Origin of the sequence: Ralstonia sp. PBBBR1, from assembly GCF_002256165.1 — a bacterium.
GTDB lineage: Bacteria > Pseudomonadota > Gammaproteobacteria > Burkholderiales > Burkholderiaceae > Ralstonia > Ralstonia thomasii.
The window spans coordinates 201,356-220,098 of sequence record NZ_NKIL01000003.1; the positions used below are offsets into that span (position 1 = coordinate 201,356).

The 18,743-nt window shown below is 65.4% G+C and carries 20 protein-coding genes; 15 read left to right on the plus strand and 5 right to left on the minus strand.

The window, feature by feature from the left end:
* Positions 1–23 precede the first annotated feature (23 nt).
* From CFE42_RS04495 to CFE42_RS04520, 6 genes are all read left to right on the plus strand, one after another.
* A complete protein-coding gene (locus CFE42_RS04495; RefSeq protein ID WP_004631807.1) occupies positions 24–452 on the plus strand; it encodes a biopolymer transporter ExbD in 429 nt (142 codons plus the stop codon).
* Between the two features lie 31 nt (positions 453–483).
* Positions 484–1,533 (plus strand): tetraacyldisaccharide 4'-kinase, encoded by a 1,050-nt coding sequence (gene lpxK / locus CFE42_RS04500; RefSeq protein WP_004631805.1) that lies wholly within the window; start codon positions 484–486, stop codon positions 1,531–1,533.
* Positions 1,534–1,602: 69 nt separating this feature from the next.
* Positions 1,603–1,791: a Trm112 family protein gene (locus tag CFE42_RS04505; RefSeq protein ID WP_004631803.1), complete on the plus strand. Its 189-nt coding sequence runs from the start codon at positions 1,603–1,605 to the stop codon at positions 1,789–1,791.
* Between the two features lie 16 nt (positions 1,792–1,807).
* Positions 1,808–2,614, plus strand: a complete 807-nt coding sequence (kdsB, locus tag CFE42_RS04510; RefSeq protein ID WP_004631801.1) for a 3-deoxy-manno-octulosonate cytidylyltransferase — start codon at positions 1,808–1,810, stop codon at positions 2,612–2,614.
* A 345-nt stretch (positions 2,615–2,959) separates the two neighbouring features.
* Complete coding sequence (gene adk, locus CFE42_RS04515; protein ID WP_004631799.1) at positions 2,960–3,628, plus strand: adenylate kinase; 669 nt, start codon at positions 2,960–2,962, stop codon at positions 3,626–3,628.
* A 158-nt stretch (positions 3,629–3,786) separates the two neighbouring features.
* Positions 3,787–4,545 carry a 3-hydroxyacyl-CoA dehydrogenase gene (locus tag CFE42_RS04520; RefSeq protein ID WP_004631797.1) on the plus strand — a complete coding sequence of 253 codons (759 nt, stop codon included), beginning with the start codon at positions 3,787–3,789 and terminating at the stop codon, positions 4,543–4,545.
* 17 nt (positions 4,546–4,562) lie between these two features.
* Here CFE42_RS04520 and CFE42_RS04525 read toward each other — a convergent pair whose 3' ends face one another.
* Positions 4,563–5,456, minus strand: a complete 894-nt coding sequence (locus tag CFE42_RS04525; protein WP_004631794.1) for a LysR family transcriptional regulator — start codon at positions 5,454–5,456, stop codon at positions 4,563–4,565.
* 119 nt (positions 5,457–5,575) lie between these two features.
* On the opposite strand from CFE42_RS04525, the gene CFE42_RS04530 reads away from it, so the two are divergent.
* Entirely contained in the window at positions 5,576–6,607 is a 1,032-nt protein-coding gene (locus CFE42_RS04530; protein WP_004631793.1) for a bile acid:sodium symporter family protein, read from the plus strand.
* Here the strand turns inward: CFE42_RS04530 and CFE42_RS04535 are convergent, their stop codons facing one another.
* The 3 genes from CFE42_RS04535 to tsaE are packed head-to-tail and all read right to left on the minus strand — an operon-like array spanning position 6,608 to position 9,249.
* Positions 6,608–7,153, minus strand: coding sequence for a GNAT family N-acetyltransferase (locus CFE42_RS04535; RefSeq protein WP_004631791.1), 546 nt, complete (start codon positions 7,151–7,153; stop codon positions 6,608–6,610).
* Between the two features lie 3 nt (positions 7,154–7,156).
* Positions 7,157–8,677 carry an N-acetylmuramoyl-L-alanine amidase gene (locus CFE42_RS04540; protein WP_004631790.1) on the minus strand — a complete coding sequence of 507 codons (1,521 nt, stop codon included), beginning with the start codon at positions 8,675–8,677 and terminating at the stop codon, positions 7,157–7,159.
* On the minus strand, positions 8,671–9,249 hold the full coding sequence (gene tsaE, locus CFE42_RS04545) for a tRNA (adenosine(37)-N6)-threonylcarbamoyltransferase complex ATPase subunit type 1 TsaE (RefSeq protein ID WP_004631787.1): 579 nt from the start codon (positions 9,247–9,249) through the stop codon (positions 8,671–8,673). The genes CFE42_RS04540 and tsaE overlap by 7 nt, the downstream gene beginning before the upstream one ends.
* A gap of 16 nt (positions 9,250–9,265) precedes the next feature.
* Between tsaE and queG the strand changes: the two genes are divergently transcribed.
* From queG to plsY, 7 genes are all read left to right on the plus strand, one after another.
* Positions 9,266–10,423 carry a tRNA epoxyqueuosine(34) reductase QueG gene (gene queG / locus CFE42_RS04550; protein WP_004631785.1) on the plus strand — a complete coding sequence of 386 codons (1,158 nt, stop codon included), beginning with the start codon at positions 9,266–9,268 and terminating at the stop codon, positions 10,421–10,423.
* A gap of 258 nt (positions 10,424–10,681) precedes the next feature.
* Positions 10,682–11,332, plus strand: a complete 651-nt coding sequence (locus CFE42_RS04555; protein WP_037044371.1) for a chalcone isomerase family protein — start codon at positions 10,682–10,684, stop codon at positions 11,330–11,332.
* A gap of 122 nt (positions 11,333–11,454) precedes the next feature.
* The gene (locus CFE42_RS04560) at positions 11,455–12,432 is read left to right on the plus strand and encodes a tripartite tricarboxylate transporter substrate binding protein BugE (RefSeq protein WP_004631782.1); all 978 of its coding nucleotides are present in this window, start codon (positions 11,455–11,457) and stop codon (positions 12,430–12,432) included.
* A gap of 62 nt (positions 12,433–12,494) precedes the next feature.
* A complete protein-coding gene (locus CFE42_RS04565; RefSeq protein ID WP_004631779.1) occupies positions 12,495–12,971 on the plus strand; it encodes a methylated-DNA--[protein]-cysteine S-methyltransferase in 477 nt (158 codons plus the stop codon).
* Positions 12,968–13,912: a site-specific tyrosine recombinase XerD gene (xerD, locus tag CFE42_RS04570; protein ID WP_004631777.1), complete on the plus strand. Its 945-nt coding sequence runs from the start codon at positions 12,968–12,970 to the stop codon at positions 13,910–13,912. Before CFE42_RS04565 ends, xerD begins: the two co-directional genes overlap by 4 nt.
* Before the next feature lie 20 nt (positions 13,913–13,932).
* On the plus strand, positions 13,933–14,424 hold the full coding sequence (gene ybaK, locus CFE42_RS04575; RefSeq protein ID WP_004631775.1) for a Cys-tRNA(Pro) deacylase: 492 nt from the start codon (positions 13,933–13,935) through the stop codon (positions 14,422–14,424).
* Between the two features lie 70 nt (positions 14,425–14,494).
* Positions 14,495–15,118, plus strand: a complete 624-nt coding sequence (plsY, locus tag CFE42_RS04580) for a glycerol-3-phosphate 1-O-acyltransferase PlsY (RefSeq protein ID WP_004631773.1) — start codon at positions 14,495–14,497, stop codon at positions 15,116–15,118.
* Here plsY and CFE42_RS04585 read toward each other — a convergent pair.
* Positions 15,115–16,131, minus strand: coding sequence for a helix-turn-helix domain-containing protein (locus tag CFE42_RS04585; protein ID WP_004631771.1), 1,017 nt, complete (start codon positions 16,129–16,131; stop codon positions 15,115–15,117). The two genes, plsY and CFE42_RS04585, sit on opposite strands and share 4 nt — an antisense overlap.
* Before the next feature lie 160 nt (positions 16,132–16,291).
* Between CFE42_RS04585 and CFE42_RS04590 the strand changes: the two genes are divergently transcribed.
* Positions 16,292–18,679, plus strand: a complete 2,388-nt coding sequence (locus tag CFE42_RS04590; protein WP_004631769.1) for an acylase — start codon at positions 16,292–16,294, stop codon at positions 18,677–18,679.
* The last annotated feature ends 64 nt before the right edge of the window (positions 18,680–18,743 follow it).

Consider the following 18,743-nt stretch of genomic DNA (forward strand, 5'->3'; position numbering starts at 1 on the left):
GCAACGCCTCACTGGAAACAGCCATGCGCTTCCGCCCGCGCCGTGCCCGCGAAGAGCCGGAGATCAACCTGATCCCGCTGATCGACGTACTGCTTGTGATCCTCATCTTCCTGATGATCACGACCACGTATTCCCGCTACACAGAACTGAAGGTCAACCTGCCGACCGCCGAGGCTGAAAAGGCCACCGAGCGCCCGGGTCAGATCGTCGTGTCCGTCACCGCCAACGGCGTCTACTCCGTCGACAAGCAAGTGCTCGACACCCGCGATGTCACCAGCTTGGCCGATGCCCTGCGCAATGCCGCAGGTAAGGCCGGCGGCCCCGAGCCCATCGTCATCGTCAACGCCGATGCGCAGGCCGCACATCAGGCGGTGGTCAATGTGATGGAAGCGGCGCGGGTGGCCGGTCTCTCGCACCTGACCTTCGCCACGCAAACCGGCAACGCCCGCTAAGAGACCCGTCTCTCAACCACCATCACGCCGCATGCCCGTCGCCCAGCACCGCCTCGCCAGCTTCGTCACCCGCCAATGGCAGCAACGCGGCTGGTTTGCGTGGGTGATGTGGCCGTTGTCTTGGCTGTTCGGGGGGGTAAGCGCGCTGCGCCGGCTGCTGTTCCGCACTGGCGTGCTGCGCTCGGTGCGCCTACCGATGCCGGTGGTGGTGGTCGGCAACGTCACCGTAGGCGGCGCCGGCAAGACGCCCGCCGTGATTGCGCTGGCCTCGGCGCTGGCTGAAGCGGGTCTGCGGCCGGGCATTGTCTCGCGCGGCTATGGCGCACAACTGAAGCATCCCCGCCCCGTGCGCGAACACTCCCGCGCAGAAGACGTCGGCGATGAACCGCTGCTCATCGCCCGCGCCACCGATCTGCCGGTGTGGGTCTTCCCCGACCGCGTGCTGTGCGCGCAGACGCTGCTGGCCTCGCACCCCGGCTGCAACGTGATCGTCTGCGACGACGGCCTGCAGCACTACCGCCTGCGCCGCGACATCGAAATCATCGTGTTCGACACACGCATGGGCGGCAACGGCTTCCTGCTGCCCGCCGGCCCGTTGCGCGAGCCGATGACGCGCCGCCGTGACGCCACGCTCATCAACGACCCCAACTACCGCGCCACGCCCGACCGCCCGAACGTCTTTGGCATGCGCCTCGAGCTGCAGGACGCCTACAACCTGGCCGACCCGGCGCTGCGCCGCCCGCTGGCCCAGTTCGCACGCGTCGAAGGCGGGCAATTGCTGGCCGCGGCCGGCATCGGCAACCCCGAGCGCTTCTTCGCGTCGCTGCGTGCCGCCGGCCTCAAGCCGAGCACGCTGCCGCTGCCCGACCACTACGATTTCGCCAACAACCCCTTCACCGACAGCCACGCCGAGGTCATCCTGATCACCGAAAAGGATGCCGTAAAATGCGGCCATCTCGACGACCCGCGCATCTGGGTGGTGCCGACCACACCGGTGGTCGACCCGGCGCTGGTCGAACAGGTCTGCCAGCGCGTGCGCGCCCTGGCCGATCGCGCAACGCTCAAGGCAAGCGCACAATAACGCCACCCCTTCCGCTGTACCGGCGCGCCGCCCTACCTGTTGAGCGGCCGCCACGGAGCCTCTACCGCCATGGACAATCGCCTGCTGGAAATCCTCGTCTGCCCGTTGTGCAAGGGCACGCTGCAACACGACCGCGCCAACAACGAACTGATCTGCCACGTCGACAAGCTGGCCTACCCGATCCGCGACGGCATCCCCGTCATGCTGGCTGACGAAGCGCGCCAGACCGTGGAAGGCACGCCGGTCGATCCGGCCTGATACGAAGGTCACCGCCATGTCGCACGCGCCGTTCATTGCTGTCATTCCCGCGCGGCTGGCGTCCACGCGGCTGCCCAACAAACCGCTGGCCGACATCGACGGCAAGCCGATGGTGGTGCGCGTGGCTGAACGCGCGCATCAGTCATCCGCCGCGCGCGTGGTGGTTGCCACCGATGCAGCGTCGGTCGCCGACGCCTGCATGCAGCATCACGTGGAAGCCGTGCTCACGCGTGCCGACCACGCATCCGGCACCGACCGTCTGGCCGAAGTGGCCACCGTGCTGGGGCTGCCCGATGACGCCATCGTCGTCAACGTGCAAGGCGACGAACCGCTGATCGCCCCAACGCTGATCGACAACGTGGCAGCGCACCTGCGCGACCACCCCGACTGCGCCATCGCCACCGCTGCCCACCCGATCCACGACCCGGCCGACGTCTTCAACCCGAACGTCGTCAAGGTCGTGCTGGACGCCGCCGATCGCGCACTGTTGTTCTCGCGCGCACCGCTGCCGTGGGCGCGCGACACCTGGACGCCCGCCGTCATGGCCGGGTCCGTTGCGGAACGCCCGCTGCCGGCCATGCCCGTGCTGCGCCATATCGGCATCTACGCGTACCGCGCCGGGTTCCTGCGCCGCTTCCCGCAATTGGCCGCCGCCCCCATCGAACAGACCGAACAGTTGGAGCAGCTACGCGCGATGTGGCACGGTGAGCGCATTGCCGTGCTGACCACCGATGACGCCCCCGCCGCCGGAGTCGATACCCCCGAAGACCTTACCCGGGTACGCGCTGCCTGGGCTGAACTCCTGGCGCAGGACGGCCCCTGAGCCCGCATTTCTCTGAAGTTTGCGCGCGGGGCTGCCAAAACCCCGGCCCCGGCATGGCATAATCGCGAGGACGACAAGCCGCATGACGGCGCCCACGCAGGCGCCACAGCGGCGACAGGGAGACAAATCGAGCCATGGGTGCCGCCGTCCGGCGGACGCCTGATTCCCCAGAGTCCGGTAAGGCTGGCGTCAACTTCGCCCGCTAGGCTGCCTGTTCGCGTCGATTGCGTCGCCATGGTTTTACCCGCAGGCGTATTGGGAATCCGCCCTCTTGGACCGATTCCCAACGCGCTTCACACACCCTGACAGCGCGACAGGATTCGAAAACTTGAGGAACTCGTCACCATGCGGTTGATTCTGTTGGGCGCGCCCGGCGCCGGCAAAGGTACGCAAGCGAAATTCATCTGCGAAAAGTTCGGCATTCCGCAGATCTCCACCGGCGACATGCTGCGCGCGGCCGTCAAGGCCGGTACCCCGCTGGGTATCGAAGCAAAGAAGGTGATGGATGCCGGCGGCCTGGTATCGGATGACATCATCATCGGCCTCGTGAAAGACCGCCTGCAGCAGCCTGACTGCAAGAACGGCTACCTGTTCGACGGCTTCCCGCGCACCATTCCGCAAGCGGAAGCCATGAAAGATGCCGCCGTGGCCATCGACTACGTGCTGGAAATCGACGTGCCGTTCGACGCCATCATCGAGCGCATGAGCGGCCGCCGCGTGCACGTGGCGTCGGGCCGCACGTACCACGTCAAGTACAACCCGCCCAAGACCGAAGGCGTGGACGACGAATCCGGCGAACCGCTGATCCAGCGCGACGACGACAAGGAAGACACCGTGCGCAAGCGCCTGGACGTGTACGAGAACCAGACGCGTCCGCTGGTGGACTACTACTCGCAGTGGGCCGCCAACGGCAACAGCGCCGCCAAGGTTGCGCCGCCGAAGTACCGCAAGATCAGCGGCGTGGGCAATGTCGACGAAATCACGGCCCGCGTGTTCGGAGCGCTGCAGGACTAAGCGCTCCCGCGCATTACACGCCAGGAAGAACGGCGCCTCGATTATGAGGCGCCTTTTTTTTGCGCGATCGACGGCCGCTTCGCGCTACCATACGACGCTGAACTTGACGCGAACGTAAACGTCAAGTAACTCGCAAACCACACACAGGGAGACATGGCATGGAGATTCGCGATCAGGTATTCATCGTCACCGGCGGCGCGTCGGGACTGGGCGCAGGCACGGCACGCACGTTGGCCGAGGCCGGCGGCAACGTGGTGATTGCAGACCTGAACGAGGCCGCCGGCACGGCGCTGGCGCAGGAACTGGGCGGTCGCTTCGTGCGCTGCGATGTCACGTCCGAAGCGGACGGGCAAGCCGTTGTGGACGCCGCCACATCGCTGGGCACGCTGCGCGGGCTGGTGAACTGCGCAGGGATTGCAACGGCGTCGCGCACGGTGGGCAAGACGGGGCCGCACCCGCTGGACCAGTTCGCACGCGTGATCAACATCAATCTGATCGGCACCTTCAACATGATCCGCCTGGCCGCGACGGCCATGGCCGGCAACACACCCAACGCCGGCGGCGAGCGCGGCGTGATCATCAACACGGCATCGGTGGCTGCGTTTGACGGGCAGATTGGTCAGGCGGCCTACGCGGCGTCCAAGGGCGGCGTGGTGGCGATGACGCTGGCGATTGCACGTGACCTGTCGCGTGACGGCATCCGCGTGATGACGATTGCGCCGGGCATTTTCGAAACGCCGATGCTGCTCGGCATGCCGGCCGAAGTACAGGACGCGCTGGGCAAGATGGTGCCGTTCCCACCGCGCCTGGGTAAGCCGTCGGAATATGCGCAGCTCGCGCGTGCGATCGTTGAGAACCCGATGCTCAATGGTGAGACCATCCGCCTGGATGGCGCCATCCGCATGCAGCCGAAGTAAGCGCAGCGATCCGGTCGTCAGGCGGCTGGCAGCGCCATCCGGCGAATCATCTGCCACGCCGCTTCGGCCGCCGGCGACAACGACCGGTCATGCCGACGCGCCAGCACGATGGCGCGCGTTTCCTTAGGGGACAACGGCACCGCCACCAATGGCGACGAGGACGGCAGCGGCAACGACAGCGACGGCACCACGCCCGCGCCGATACCAGCTTCCACCATGCCGAATACGGCGCTGCTGTGACCCATCTCCTGCGCAACGTCCGGGTGAACGCCGTGGCGCAGGAAAATGCGGTCGATGAGCGGGCGGCTGCCCGAAGCATGGTCGAGCAGGACGACCGCCGTGCGATGCAAATCTTTCCAGCGCACACTGCTGCGCTGCGCGAACGGGTGATCCTTGCGACAGACGAGGCAGAACGGATCGATCAGCAGTGGCTCGGTCCATAGGCCTTCGGTATCGAGGGGTTCCACCACCACCCCAAAATCGGCTCCGCCTGTGCGGATCAATTGCAGCGTGTCGACCTGCACGGAGTCACGCACGATCATGCGGATGTCTGGATAGCGCACCGCGCACTCCGCCACGTAGACCGGCATCAACCGGGTCGACACGGTCGGACTGGACGCCACGACAACGCGGCCGCGCCGCTGCTCGCTCACCTGTCGCGCCTGTTGCAACGTGTCGTCCAGATCAGCGACGAGGCGATCCAGCGCCGTCGCCAGCGAGCGGCCCACTTCCGTCAGCACGACTTCGCGGGTGGTGCGATCGAGCAGCTTCAAGCCCAGTTCGCCTTCCAGCTCCGAAATCGAGCGGCTCACGGCCGGTTGCGTCAGGCCAATGGTGTCGCCCGCCCGGCTGAAGCTGTGCGCACGTGCCACCGCGAGAAAGACGCGCAACTGGCGCAAGGTCACATTCATGCCGACGACGTATGAATTGATTCGATCAATGCATTTGTATTCTAGATGGGGATGTTGTGCAATAGCGGCTATCCCGCCATCCAAACCGCGCCGTCACGTAATGGTGACCGCGCACGCACATGAAGATCCCGCTGTTGTCTCCGTTGTTGTCCCAGATCGATGGGTTCATCCGCGCCATGCTCGTGATGGTCGCGCTCGCCCTTTTCTTCCCGGCGCTTGGCGCGAGCGACGGCCCGCTGCGGCTGGACATCGTCACCATCGTCGGCGTGTCGCTGGTGTTCTTCCTGCACGGCGCGGCGCTCTCCCGCGAGAAGATCGTCGAAGGCGCGCGCAACTGGCGCCTGCATCTGTTCGTGCAGAGCTGCACCTTCATCCTGTTTCCGCTGATCGGCGCGGTCATCCTGTTTGCGTGCAAGCCGTTCATTCCGGCTGAACTGCTGCTGGGCGTGTTCTACCTGTGCGCGCTGCCATCCACGGTGTCGTCGTCGGTGGCGATGACGGCGATGGCCAAGGGCAACGTGCCGGCCGCCATCTTCAATGCGACCATCTCGGGCCTGATCGGCATGATCGCCACGCCGCTGCTGATGAGCTTCGTGATCCAGGCGTCGGGCGCGGACCTGTCGGTCGGCAAGGCGCTGCTGGGCGTGGCCGAGCAACTGCTGCTGCCGTTCGTGCTAGGCCAGTTGCTGCGACCCGTGCTGGGGGGCTTCATCAACAAGCACAAGCCGATCATCAACAAAGTGGATCGCGCGGTGATCCTGCTGATCGTCTTCAACTCGTTTGCTGATTCGACGCACGCGGGTGTGTGGTCGAAGTATCCGTGGGAAACCATCGTGGCCGTGGCCGTGATGAGCGGCGCGCTGCTCTTCGTCGTGCTGGGCGCGACGACTTGGCTGTCGCGGCGCGCGGGCTTCAACCTGGCCGACGAAATCACTGCCGTGTTCTGCGGCTCGAAGAAGAGCCTGGCGAACGGCGTGCCGATGGCGAAGATCCTGTTTGCCGGCAACCCTGCGCTCGGCCTGATCGTGCTGCCGCTGATGATCTTTCACCAGTTGCAGCTCATCGTGTGTTCGACGCTGGCGCGCAAATACGCCGATCGCGTTGCCCACGCAGAGGCCAGCGCGGGGGTCCCGGCGAGCCGCCCGGCTTGATCAGCGCAGGCCCATCAGACCCGCGAGTTTCGCTTCCGGCCAGTGGTAGGTGCGCACCCACGCGTGCCCGCCATCGGCCGTCTCCAGCCAGTCCCGGCTGGCCGACACACCGCCCAGGGCTTCGTAGAAGCCGATCGCGGCGGTGTTCGCCTCGTACACCAGCAGATGTAACTGTGTGATGCCCTGAGCCACGGCCCAGCGCGCCGCTTCGCCCATCAGGCGCTTGCCGACACCATGGCCGCGTGACGTCGGCAGCAGATGCAGGTTGTCGACGAGCGCGCCCCATGGCGTATTGTCTTCACGCATGGCGCAGAGGAAACCGATGGTCTCGCCATCCAGATCGGCACACCACACGTATTGCCCGGCCACGGGTGCAGTCATGCGTTCACGCCACTTCGCGTGCATCTCTGCGCTGGCCACGCCGTCGAGATACGCGTCGGACAGGACCCCGAGCCCGCGATACGCGGTCTGCCAGCTTCGCGTGTGGATGTCGGCGATGGTGCTGGCGTCAGACGCACCGCCTTCGCGTAGCACAAGCGTCGTCATGCGTCAGACGCCCGGGTTGCGCGACAACGGCGGGTTCTTGGCAAAGTAGGCGCGAATGCCGCGCAGGATCGCGTCGGCAAGCTGGTTCTGGTGCCCCAGGTCGTTGAGCTTGGCTTCTTCTTCCGGGTTGGAGATGAAGGCCGTCTCGACGAGGATCGATGGAATGTCGGGCGCCTTGAGCACCGCAAAGCCCGCCTGCTCCACCTGCCCCTTGTGCAGCCGGTTGATGCCGCCGATCTGGTCCAGCACGGCCTTGCCGACCTTCATGCTGTCGCCGATCTGCGCGGTGGTCGACAAATCCAACAGCACGCGCGTGACCTGGGCGTCTTTCGAGCCGAGATTGGCACCGCCGATCATGTCGGCGGCGTTTTCCTTGTTGGCGAGCCACTTGGCCTGCGCGCTGGAGGCGCCGCGATCCGAAAGCACGAACACCGATGCACCGCGCGCTTCCGGGGTGACGAATGCATCGGCGTGGATGGAGACGAACAGATCCGCCTGCACGCGGCGCGCCTTCTGCACGCGCACGCCCAGCGGGACGAAGTAATCGGAATCGCGCGTCATCATGGCGCGCATGTTGGGCTGGGCGTCGATCTTGGCCTTGAGCATGCGGGCGATCGACAGCACGACGTCTTTCTCGTGCGTACCGGCACCGCCCGTCGCGCCCGGGTCCTCGCCCCCATGGCCGGGGTCGATGGCGACCGTGAGCAGGCGGCGCATGCGCGGGCCGTTCGAGGGTGCACGCGGCACGGGTGGCTCGGGAATGATCTCCAGCGGCGGCGTATTCGGCGCGTTGGCGAGCGTCGACGGAGGATTCGAAGAGGTCGTCGGCGGCACCTTGCGCGGCGGCGTGCGGTTGGCAAGCGCCGGGAGGTGCGGCTCTTCGATCGGCGGCTTGGTTGGGCTGCCGCCGCTGCTGCGGCGTGCCAGCGCAGCGATGGGGTCATCGTCATCCGGTGTCGGCATCGGCGTGCCGCCCGACGCGGCAAAGCGCTCCTGCTTGCCCTCGGTGGCCTGCACGAGCTGCATCAGCGGGTCGGGCGGGTTGGTTGGGTACAGGTCGAACACCAGCCGGTTGCGATAGCCGGCAATCGGCAGCAGCGTGAACACCTGTGGGTTGACGCTTTCCTTCAGGTCGAACACCAGGCGTACGACGCTCGGCCGGTTCTGACCCACGCGCACCTGGCGGATGTACGGATCGTTCGGCGCGATCTTGGCCACCAGCTCGCGCAACGTCGGGTTCAGCTCGAGCCCGTCGATATCGACCATCAGGCGATCCGGATCCTTGATGAGCTGATGCGTGGCCTTGAGCGCGACGTCGGATTCGATCGTCACGCGTGTGTAGTCCTCGGCGGGCCACACGCGCACGGCGACGATGTTGGCGCCGCGCGCAATCTGCGGGCCCACCAGGCTCAGGATGACCGTGCCTGCGCCGGCCTTCGCCATGCGCGTGAGCCATTGGCGGCGGGCCTGGCTCGGCAGGTTGGGATCATCCGGATGGTCGGTCGGCAGATGCTTGATCAGCATGGGAACAGGTGTTGCAACGACTGTAGAAGTTGAAGGCCGGTCTGCGTGCGTGCGCTCAGACGTGCTGCGCGCGGTGCATGCTCAACGCCGTCATCGTAGGTTTCGTGCACAACGTCGACCGATAACGCGATGTGCAGATCGGGCGTGCCGAGCAGCGCCTGCGCCTTCTCGGGCCATTCGACCAGGCACAGCGCGGGTTCGGCAAAGCAGTCGCGGAAACCGGCATCGGTCCATTCTTCGGGATCGGCAAAACGGTACAGGTCGAAGTGATAGACCTTTTGCGTGCCCGTAGTTCCGGCAACGTCGTACGGCTCGACCAGCGTATAGGTGGGGCTGCGCACGCGCCCGGTGTGTCCGAGGCCGCGCAGGATGGCACGCGAGAGCGTCGTCTTGCCCGCGCCCAGATCGCCCGAGAGCTGCACCTGCACGGGCCGCGGACCCAGTGCCAGCACCGCCTGCGCAAGCGCCGTGCCAAAGGCCGACGTGGCCGCTTCATCGACGAGCGAAAGCGTGCGCTCGGCGAGCGGAGGGGTCAGACCAGAAGGCACGTCAGCAGGGAGCACGGTGGGCATTGCGTACAATTTGGGCATGTCCGCCACCCCCACGTCATCACCCGAAACGAACCTGGATGCACGCCTGCCAGCCGATGCGGCCGGCATGCACGCGCTCGTGGCGCAGATCCGTTCCTGGGGTGCCGAACTCGGTTTCGATGCGGTCCGCATCGCCGATGTCGACCTGTCGCATGCTGAAGAAGGGCTCCAGACATGGCTTGCGCAGGGGTTTCACGGTGACATGGATTATATGGCGAACCATGGCATGCTCCGGGCACGCCCGGCCGAACTTGTTGCCGGAACGGTACGCGCCATCGTCGCGCGGATGCCGTATCTGCCACATCTGGCCGATCCGCAAACACCCGGCAGCGACTGGCGCACCATCGAGTGGGACCGCCTGCGGCGCCCGAAAGACGCCACCATCTCGCTCTACGCACGCGGCCGCGACTATCACAAGGTACTGCGCCAACGCCTGCAGAAGCTGGCCGAAAAAATTGCCGGTGCCATCGGGCCGTACGGCTTTCGCGTGTTCACCGATTCGGCGCCAGTGCTGGAAGTCGCACTGGCTACCAACGGCGGCCTGGGCTGGCGCGGCAAACACACTCTGCTGCTGGACCGCGATGCGGGCTCGATGTTCTTCCTCGGCGAAATCCTCGTCGAGCTGCCCTTTCCCGTTGACCCGCCCGTGGAGCCTCTCTGCGGCAACTGCACGCGCTGCATCGACGTGTGCCCCACGCAGGCCATCGTCGCGCCATACACGGTGGACGCGCGACGCTGCATCTCTTACCTGACGATCGAGCACAAGGGCAGCATCCCGGTCGAGCTGCGCGCGGCGATGGGTAACCGCGTCTACGGCTGCGACGACTGCCAGCTCATCTGCCCATGGAACAAGTTTGCTGTGCCGGCCAACCTGCCCGACTTCGATGTGCGCAACGGATTGGATGCGGCCACGCTAGCAGAGCTGTTCAACTGGACCGACGCCGAATTCAACCAGCGGCTGGAAGGCAGCCCGATCCGCCGCATCGGGCACGAGCGCTGGCTGCGCAACATTGCCGTGGCGATTGGCAACGCACTGCGCGCCCCGCTGCCGGATACCACGCGCGCGCAACTGTTTGCCGCCTTGAAAGCACGCGCCGATGACGCCTCGGAACTCGTACGTGAACACGTGGCCTGGGCGCTGGCACAGACGACGTAAGCGCTCGCTCGGGTTAGGCACGTCAACGCATCAGGACTGTGACGCGTCTTTAATCTGATTTTCCAAGTTGCAACGCCGATTGGTTTAAAAACCAAACAAAGTGTGCCTAGCACAGAGCCATGAATGCCTGCTTAACGCTCATGCCAGCAGGGCCTTATACCGCCTAGTACGCAAACGCTTGCGCATCAGGGCAGACACCAATTGTTTGCAAACAAAATATCGGGAAAATGGCGGCTTAATCTCAAACCGCTCACTCCGATGTTTTCCGCTCCTGTTGATCTCCGCTGCGCGTTGCAGGTTGCTGTGCGTGCCTGCTCATCCCGGATGGCACGCGCGTGGCGAGGCGGCGTCCTGGGCGCGGTGTTCTGCGCCGCGTGCGTGAGCCCGGCATGGGCAACGGTGAACGTCGAGGGCGTGCCCTTCGACGACGCCGCACGCGTAGCCGGCCGCGAACTGCTGCTCAACGGCACGGGTCTGCGTTCCGTGTTTGTCATCAAAGGCTATGTGGCAGGCCTGTATCTGCCCGAGCGCGCGAAAAACGCGGCGGTCATCCTGGGCATGAAGGGGCCGAAGCGGCTGCAGATCCACCCGCTGCGCGATGTGGGCGCCGACACCTTCATCCACGCGCTGAACGACGGCATCCACCGCAACCAGACGGAAATTCAAGTGCAGAAGCTGGCCGACCGCCTGACACTGTTGCAAGACGCGATGCGCCAGATCGGCTCGACCAAGCGCGGCGACACCATCAACTTCGACTACGCGCCCGATGCCGGCACCATCATCAGCATCAATGGCGTGACACGCACCAAGGCCATCCCCGGCGAAGATTTCTACCAGGCCGTGCTCAGCATCTTCATCGGCAACAGCCCGGTCGACCGCGATCTGAAAAGCGGGCTGCTCGGAACCTGACAATCTGACGATTGGCTTTTCGGGGTGTCCCCGGTTGTCGCATGGTTGGCGTTTGCCGTTGTGCTATTCAGCAGTTTCCCCACAAGAACGCAGAACGCACACCAAGCTACAAGGAGGAGACGATGACCAAGGGACGACTGATCGCCAGCCTGATGGGCGCCGCAGGAATGGGGTTGTGCGGGCCGGCGTTGGCCGGCAACTACCCAGTCAAGCCGCTCAAGCTGATCATTCCATTTCCCCCGGGCGGCACGACCGACATCGTGGGGCGCGGCGTGGCCGATCAGCTCTCGAAGGTGCTGGGCCAGGCCGTGGTCGTAGAAAACAAGGGCGGCGGCGGCGGTTCGATTGGCGCCGATGCGATCGCCAAGGCGGCGCCAGATGGCTACACGATCGGCATCGCCACCGTCTCGACGCACGCGGTCAACCCGGCGTGCAACCCGAAGCTTTCGTACGACCCGCTCAAGGATTTCAAGCCGATCACCAACCTGGCCACGGTGGCCAACGTGATTGCAGTCAACCCGACCTTTCCGGCCAAGAACTACAAGGAATTCGTCGCGGTGCTGACGGCCAATCCCGGTAAATATTCGTTTGCGACATCCGGCACCTGCGGCATCGGCCACATGCTCGGTGAGGAGTTCAAGGTGCTGACCAAAACGCAGATGGTCCATGTGCCGTATCGCGGCGCTGGGCCGGCGCTGAACGACGTGCTGGCCAACCAGGTGCCGATCATGGTCGACAACCTGCCGTCGTCCATTCAGTTCATCAAGGGCGGCAAGCTACAGCCGATCGTGGTGGCGTGGAACAAACGCATCGATAGCCTGCCCGATGTGCCCACCTTTGCCGAAGTCGGCCTGAAGGATGCGAATGACCCGGCGTGGTATGGCCTGGTCGCGCCGGCGGGCACATCCGACGACATCATCCGCAAGCTCAACGAAGCCGCCGTGAAGGCGCTGAAAGACCCCAGCCTCGTGGACCGATTCCGCGGTGCCGGTGCTGAGCCTGTCGGCAATACCCCGCAGCAATACGCGGCCGAGATCAAACGCGAATTCGACAAGATGCGCACCCTGGTCAAGCAGCAGAACATCAAGCTGGATCAGTAACCCTGCCCCACCTGGGGCCTGTGCTAGATTCGCAGGATTGTTTTCCAGCGCCGGCCCCTGTCATGCCATCCCCTTTCGACGCCGTTCTCGAAGCGCCCTTCGGCAAGCTGGGCGTACGCGTGGCCGACGGCGCGCTTCGTGAACTCGTTTACCTGCCGGAAGGCACGCCCCTCGCCAATTCATCGGACGCGTTGATCGCAAGGCTGGCCCGTCAGCTCGATGCGTACTACAGCGACCCTCGCGCGACATTCGACGTCCCGCTCGCGCGCGCCGGCACCGATTTCCAGCACCGCGTATGGCAGGCCATCAGCGCCATTCCGTGCGGCAGCGTCATCACCTACGGCACCATCGCGCAACAGATCGGCAGCGTGCCACGCGCGGTCGGCCAGGCATGCGGTGACAACTGGTTCCCGATCCTCATTCCGTGCCACCGCGTGGTGAGTGCGTCCGGCATCGGCGGGTTTTCGCATCACACGGATGGCTACCTGTTGAACATCAAGCACTGGCTGCTGCGCCACGAAGGCGTGATGCTGATATGAGAAAGGCCGCACGGAAAGACGCCGAAGCGCCATCCCTGCCGCCGCAAAGCGCAGATGTCATCCAGCGTTTTTGCGACGCGCTGTGGCTGGAGGATGGCCTCGCCCGCAATACGCTCGATGCGTACCGGCGCGACCTCACGCTCTATGCGCACTGGCTCGCCGAGCGCAACAAGTCCATCGCCGAAACCGAAGACGGTGACCTGGCTGACTACTTTGCCGCACGCCATGCCGAGAGCCGCGCATCGTCCGCCAACCGGCGCCGCACGGTGTTCAAGCGATTCTTTCAATGGGCGTTGCGCGAGCACGTGGTGAACACCGATCCGTCGCGCCTGCTGCCGACCGCCAAGCAGCCGCCCCGCTTTCCGAAGACGCTGTCCGAAACGCAAGTCGAGGCGCTCATCAACGCGCCGGATGTCGACACGCCGCTCGGCCTGCGCGACCGCGCGATGATCGAGCTGATGTATGCGAGCGGGCTGCGCGTGTCGGAAATCGTCGCGCTGAAAACGGTGGAAGTCGGCCTGAACGAGGGCGTGGTTCGCGTGGTCGGGGGCAAGGGCGGCAAGGACCGCCTGGTGCCGTTCGGCGCGGAAGCGGGCGACTGGCTGCGGCGTTATCTGCAGGATCGCCAAACGGGCCGCACCGCGCTGCTCGGCGAGCGCACGGCTGACGCGCTCTTCGTCACCGCGCGCGGCGAAGGCATGACGCGCCAGGCGTTCTGGTATCTCATCAAACGCTATGCGCTGCTCGCCGACATTCACGCGCCGTTGTCTCCGCATACGTTGCGGCACGCGTTTGCCACGCACCTGCTTAACCACGGCGCAGACTTGCGCGTCGTGCAGATGCTGCTCGGCCACGCAGATATTTCCACGACGCAGATCTACACCCACGTCGCGCGCGAGCGGCTGCGTACGCTGCATGCGCAGCACCATCCGCGCGGATAGCGATCGTTCCCCTGCCCCGTATGAGCAAGTCCAAGCACGTTTCCGAGACGCCCGCCACGCAGTTCCTCAAGGCACATGGCGTCGCTTTCACCGAGCACACCTACGACTATGTCGACAAGGGCGGCACCACCGAGTCTTCGCGCCAGCTCGGCGTGGAGGAACACCACGTCGTGAAGACACTGGTGATGGAAGACGAACACGCCAAACCGTTGATCGTGCTGATGCACGGGGATTGTTCGGTCTCCACCAAGAACCTCGCGCGCCAGACCGGCCGCAAGACCGTGCAGCCCTGCAAGCCCGAAGTGGCGCAGCGGCACAGCGGTTATCTCGTCGGCGGCACGTCGCCGTTTGGCGTGCGCAAGGCGATGCCGGTGTTTGTGGAAGCGAGCGTGCTGGAGCTGGAGCGCATCTACATCAACGGCGGCAGGCGCGGCTTTCTTGTGAGCATCGCGCCCAGCGTGCTCACCACCGTGCTGAACGCGCAGCCCGTCAACTGTGCAAACCCCGATTGAAACGAACGCGGCGGCTGGGGCACCCTACGCGGCACGCTACAATCCCGCAGCCTGATTTCCTCGATTTCCTATGTCCCCAGTCGTCGCAACCGTCATTTTTGCCCTGGCCGCCTACCTGATCGGCTCGATCTCGTTTGCCGTGGTGGTGAGCCGCGCGATGGGTCTGGCAGACCCGCGCACCTACGGCTCGGGCAACCCCGGCGCCACCAACGTGCTGCGCTCGGGCAACAAGAAGGCGGCCATCCTCACGCTGCTCGGCGATGCGGCCAAGGGCGGGCTGGCGGTGTGGCTGGCGCAATGGCTGGCCCCGCGCTTTGGTGTGGACGAGACCGGCATCGCGCTGGTGGTGATCGCCGTGTTCCTGGGCCACCTGTTTCCGGTGTTCCACCGCTTTGAGGGCGGCAAGGGCGTGGCCACGGCGGCAGGCATTCTGCTCGCGCTGAACGTGTGGCTCGGGCTGGCCACGCTCGCTACGTGGCTCATCATCGCCGTGTTCTTCCGTTATTCGTCGTTGGCTGCGCTGGTGTCGGCGGTGTTCGCGCCGTTCTTCTACGTGCTGATGAACGGCTTCGACTGGATTGCCGGGGCGGTTGCGCTGATGGCGGTGCTGCTTATCGCGCGCCACCGGGCCAATATCGCCAAGCTGCTGGCCGGCAAGGAAAGCCGCATCGGCGAGAAGAAAAAAGCGGCCTAACTCCGCAGCTCGGCGCGCACCGAATGCGCGCGCCGATGTTCTCCCGGCGGCCGGCCCGTGTGTCGCCGGATCAATCGCCGGAAGGCGGACATGTCCTGATAGCCGCACTGCTCGGCAATCGCCGTCAGGCTCAGCGTGCTGACTTCGAGCAAGTGACACGCGCGCTCCACGCGCAACCGGTGCAGCAATTGCAACGGCGACATCCCCACCGTCTTCGTGAAATGCCGCAGCAGCGTCCGCTCGCTGCTTGAGGCGGCCGCAGCCAGCTTTCCCAGGTCAAACGGTTCGTGCAGATGGTGCTGCAGGTAACGCCGCGCACGCAGCACGACGCTGTCGCGGATGGCCGGTTTGCTGCGCAGCCAGATGCCGATGGCCTCGCCGCGCGAGGGGTGATCGAGCGCCGTATTGCCCAGCGTGCGCGCAAGCCGCGCATCCGCCAATCGCGCGACCACGCGATGCGTGAGCGCCACGCCATGCTCCATCGCCCGTGCGGTGATGACGTTGCCGCTGCTGACAATCGCCTGTGCCGGCACCACCTTCAGGCTGGGGAAATTGCCCTGCACCCACCCGGCAATCAGCCACGTGACGGTCAGGCGCTGCCCGGGCGGCAGCACGTCGGCCAGCATCGCCACACCCGTGAACGGCGACGCCACCAACCGCCCGGCCTGCAGATAACGGCGGATGGTGGCGCGCTCCACTTCCAGGAGAGCCAGGCGCTGTTCCAGCGTGCCAATGTGGTCGAAATGCACGGGCGGGACAATCAACGCATCACCGAGCTGCGCGTCGTCATCCGGTAGTGCATCACAACGGCAAGCGAGCGTTTGTGCCGCAGCCTGCCAATGCGCCGGGTCCCGCGCGATGAGTCGCCAGCCGAACATCGGCGTCTTGGCGGCATTGGCGCGCTTGCCGGCCTGCATGGAAGCCAGCGCATTGGCCACGCCAAGCGTGTCGGCAGCCGTTGCCAGTGTGGAAAAGCCGGCGTCGGGAAAGGTCAGCAGGTCGATTTTCGGCATGCCCGAGTATAGGCGTGTGCGGCAATTCCCGTGGCGATATTGACCCCAATTCTGGCGGGAATACCTCTTTCGAATCAGACGCGCCCGATTGACGATGCGACGGTGGCTGCGCACAGACGCAACCGCCTATAACGACACCGACATCAGGAGACAACGCACGATGCAGCGATTCATGCAGGGATGCGCACTGCGCAGCGCGCTTGCCGTGGCCGCACTTGCGGCGCTGGCCGGCTGCGCAAGCACCGACAGTGGCTGGGCCACGCCCGCGGACACCGGCCTCTCGGCTGAAATCAGCCGCACCCGCTTCGGCATTCCGCACGTCCGTGCCAACGACTACGCCAGCCTCGGCTTCGGCATGGCCTATGCCTATGCACAGGACAATGTCTGCCTGCTGGCCGACCAGATCGTCACCGTCCACGGCGAGCGCTCGAAGACGTTCGGGCCGGACGGCACGGTCGTGGTGTCGTTCAAGTCGGTGCCGAACACCCAAGCCGACGCCTTCTTCAAGAGCGCATTCGACGAGGCTGGCCTGCGCGCCGGCTATGCGCAGATGTCGCCTGAAGCGCGCGAGCTGCTGCGTGGCTACATCGCGGGCTACAACCGCTATCTGAAAGACACGCCGGCCGCCAACCGCCCAGCCGCCTGCCGCAATGCCGACTGGGTGCGTCCGCTCACGGTAGCCGACATGATGCTGATGGGCGAAGAAAAAGCCATCCAGGCGAGCGCAGGTGCCATGCTGGCGAGCATCGTCGCCGCGCGGCCCCCGGGCGGCGCCCCTGCATCGGCGGTCATTCCACCCCATGCCGTCGACATCGCTGCACTCGACCGCGACCTGCAACTGCGCGATATGCCGATCGGCTCCAACGGCTGGGCCTTCGGCAAGGACGCCACGGATAACGGCCGCGGTGTGCTGCTCGGCAACCCGCACTTCCCATGGACGACCACCAACCGCTTCTACCAGGTCCACCTGACCGTGCCTGGCAAGCTGGACGTGATGGGCGCGTCGATTGCCGCGTTCCCCGTCGTCAGCATCGGCTTCAACAAAGACGTGGCGTGGACGCATACCGTCTCCACCGGCCGCCGCTTCACGCTGTTCGAGCTGAAGCTGGCCGAAGGCGACCCGACCACCTACCTGATTGACGGCAAGCCGCACAAGATGACCACGCGCACCGTGGCTTTTGACGTGAAGCTGCCGGACGGCCGCATCGAGCGCCGCACGCACACCTTCTACAACACGGTGTACGGCCCCGTGCTGTCGATGCCCGCCGGTGGCATGCCGTGGACCTCGCAGAAGGCCTACACGCTGCGCGACGCCAATCGCAACAACACGCGCTCCATCGATACTTGGCTGCATATCGCACAGGCCAAGGACGTGGCGGGCATCCAGCAGGCGATCGGCAACCTCGGCATCCCCTGGGTGAACACGATCGCCACCGACCGAAACGGCCGTGCGCTGTTTGCCGATGTGTCGACCACGCCGGACGTGTCGGCTGAAGCGCTCAAGCGTTGCGCGCCGTCGCCGCTCGCAGACAAGCTCTTCAAGGGCGCGGGGCTGGTGCTGCTCGACGGCTCACGCAGTGCGTGCGACTGGCAGGTCGATCCGGCCTCGCCCGTGCCGGGCCTGGTGGCGCCCGCGCGCATGCCGGTACTGGAGCGGGAAGACTACGTCGCCAACAGCAACGACAGCTCGTGGCTGACCAACCCAGCGCAGAAGCTGACCGGCTTCTCGCCGGTGATAGGCTCGACCGACGTGCCGCAGCGCCTGCGCACACGCATCGGCATCATCGAAATCGAACGTCGCCTGAACGGCACTGACGGGCTGCCCGGCAACAAGGTCAACCTACCGAACCTGCAGGCGATGATCTTCCGCGACGCCAACCTCGCCGGCCACCTCGTGCACGACGATCTCCTGGCCGCCTGCAAAGGCACGTCCGATCTCGACACCGATGTACGCGACGGCTGCGCCGCCCTGGCGCAATGGAACCTCACGGACAACGTCGACGCACGCGCTGCGCACCTGTTCCGCGAGTTCTGGATGCGCGCCAAGGACATCCCGCACGTCCATGCGATCGACTTCAACCCGGCTGATCCGGTCCACACGCCGCGCAGCCTGCGCATGAGCGATGCAGCCGTGCGCACGGCCGTGTTCAAAGCATTGAAGGATGCCGTGGGCGCGGTTCGCACCGCCGGCTTTGCGCTGGATGCGCCGCTGGGCACTGTGCAGGCGGCACACGCGCCGGGCGACAACATCACCCTGCACGGCGGCGAGGAATACGAGGGCGTGCTGAACAAGCTGCAGAGCACGCCGATCGGGCCGAAGGGCCTGCAGGTGTATTTCGGCACGAGCTACATCCAGACTGTAACGTTCGACGATCAGGGTCCGGTGGCCGATGCGCTTCTGACCTACGGTGAATCGACCGATCCGGCTTCACCGCATGCGTTCGACCAGATGCGCGAATTCTCGGCCAAGCGCTGGAACCGGCTACCGTTCTCGGAAGCCGCCATCGCCGCCGATCCGGCACTGAAGGTGACGAAGTTGTCGCAGTAAACTTTGCCGCTGCAAATGCAAACGCCCCGCTCGTGCGGGGCGTTTTGCTTGGAAAGCGCGTCGG

What these genes read in the sequence shown, in the direction of transcription:
- kdsB (WP_004631801.1), top strand. Translation starts at nt 1,808, where the DNA reads ATGTCGCACGCGCCGTTCATTGCTGTCATTCCCGCGCGGCTGGCGTCC.
- CFE42_RS04560 (WP_004631782.1), top strand. Translation starts at nt 11,455, where the DNA reads ATGACCAAGGGACGACTGATCGCCAGCCTGATGGGCGCCGCAGGAATG.
- CFE42_RS04585 (WP_004631771.1), bottom strand. Translation starts at nt 16,131, where the DNA reads ATGCCGAAAATCGACCTGCTGACCTTTCCCGACGCCGGCTTTTCCACA.
- CFE42_RS04535 (WP_004631791.1), bottom strand. Translation starts at nt 7,153, where the DNA reads ATGACGACGCTTGTGCTACGCGAAGGCGGTGCGTCTGACGCCAGCACC.
- CFE42_RS04505 (WP_004631803.1), top strand. Translation starts at nt 1,603, where the DNA reads ATGGACAATCGCCTGCTGGAAATCCTCGTCTGCCCGTTGTGCAAGGGC.
- CFE42_RS04530 (WP_004631793.1), top strand. Translation starts at nt 5,576, where the DNA reads ATGAAGATCCCGCTGTTGTCTCCGTTGTTGTCCCAGATCGATGGGTTC.
- CFE42_RS04495 (WP_004631807.1), top strand. Translation starts at nt 24, where the DNA reads ATGCGCTTCCGCCCGCGCCGTGCCCGCGAAGAGCCGGAGATCAACCTG.
- plsY (WP_004631773.1), top strand. Translation starts at nt 14,495, where the DNA reads ATGTCCCCAGTCGTCGCAACCGTCATTTTTGCCCTGGCCGCCTACCTG.
- CFE42_RS04555 (WP_037044371.1), top strand. Translation starts at nt 10,682, where the DNA reads ATGTTTTCCGCTCCTGTTGATCTCCGCTGCGCGTTGCAGGTTGCTGTG.
- CFE42_RS04540 (WP_004631790.1), bottom strand. Translation starts at nt 8,677, where the DNA reads ATGCTGATCAAGCATCTGCCGACCGACCATCCGGATGATCCCAACCTG.
- queG (WP_004631785.1), top strand. Translation starts at nt 9,266, where the DNA reads ATGTCCGCCACCCCCACGTCATCACCCGAAACGAACCTGGATGCACGC.
- lpxK (WP_004631805.1), top strand. Translation starts at nt 484, where the DNA reads ATGCCCGTCGCCCAGCACCGCCTCGCCAGCTTCGTCACCCGCCAATGG.
- CFE42_RS04590 (WP_004631769.1), top strand. Translation starts at nt 16,292, where the DNA reads ATGCAGCGATTCATGCAGGGATGCGCACTGCGCAGCGCGCTTGCCGTG.
- xerD (WP_004631777.1), top strand. Translation starts at nt 12,968, where the DNA reads ATGAGAAAGGCCGCACGGAAAGACGCCGAAGCGCCATCCCTGCCGCCG.
- CFE42_RS04565 (WP_004631779.1), top strand. Translation starts at nt 12,495, where the DNA reads ATGCCATCCCCTTTCGACGCCGTTCTCGAAGCGCCCTTCGGCAAGCTG.
- CFE42_RS04525 (WP_004631794.1), bottom strand. Translation starts at nt 5,456, where the DNA reads ATGAATGTGACCTTGCGCCAGTTGCGCGTCTTTCTCGCGGTGGCACGT.
- adk (WP_004631799.1), top strand. Translation starts at nt 2,960, where the DNA reads ATGCGGTTGATTCTGTTGGGCGCGCCCGGCGCCGGCAAAGGTACGCAA.
- CFE42_RS04520 (WP_004631797.1), top strand. Translation starts at nt 3,787, where the DNA reads ATGGAGATTCGCGATCAGGTATTCATCGTCACCGGCGGCGCGTCGGGA.
- ybaK (WP_004631775.1), top strand. Translation starts at nt 13,933, where the DNA reads ATGAGCAAGTCCAAGCACGTTTCCGAGACGCCCGCCACGCAGTTCCTC.
- tsaE (WP_004631787.1), bottom strand. Translation starts at nt 9,249, where the DNA reads ATGCCCACCGTGCTCCCTGCTGACGTGCCTTCTGGTCTGACCCCTCCG.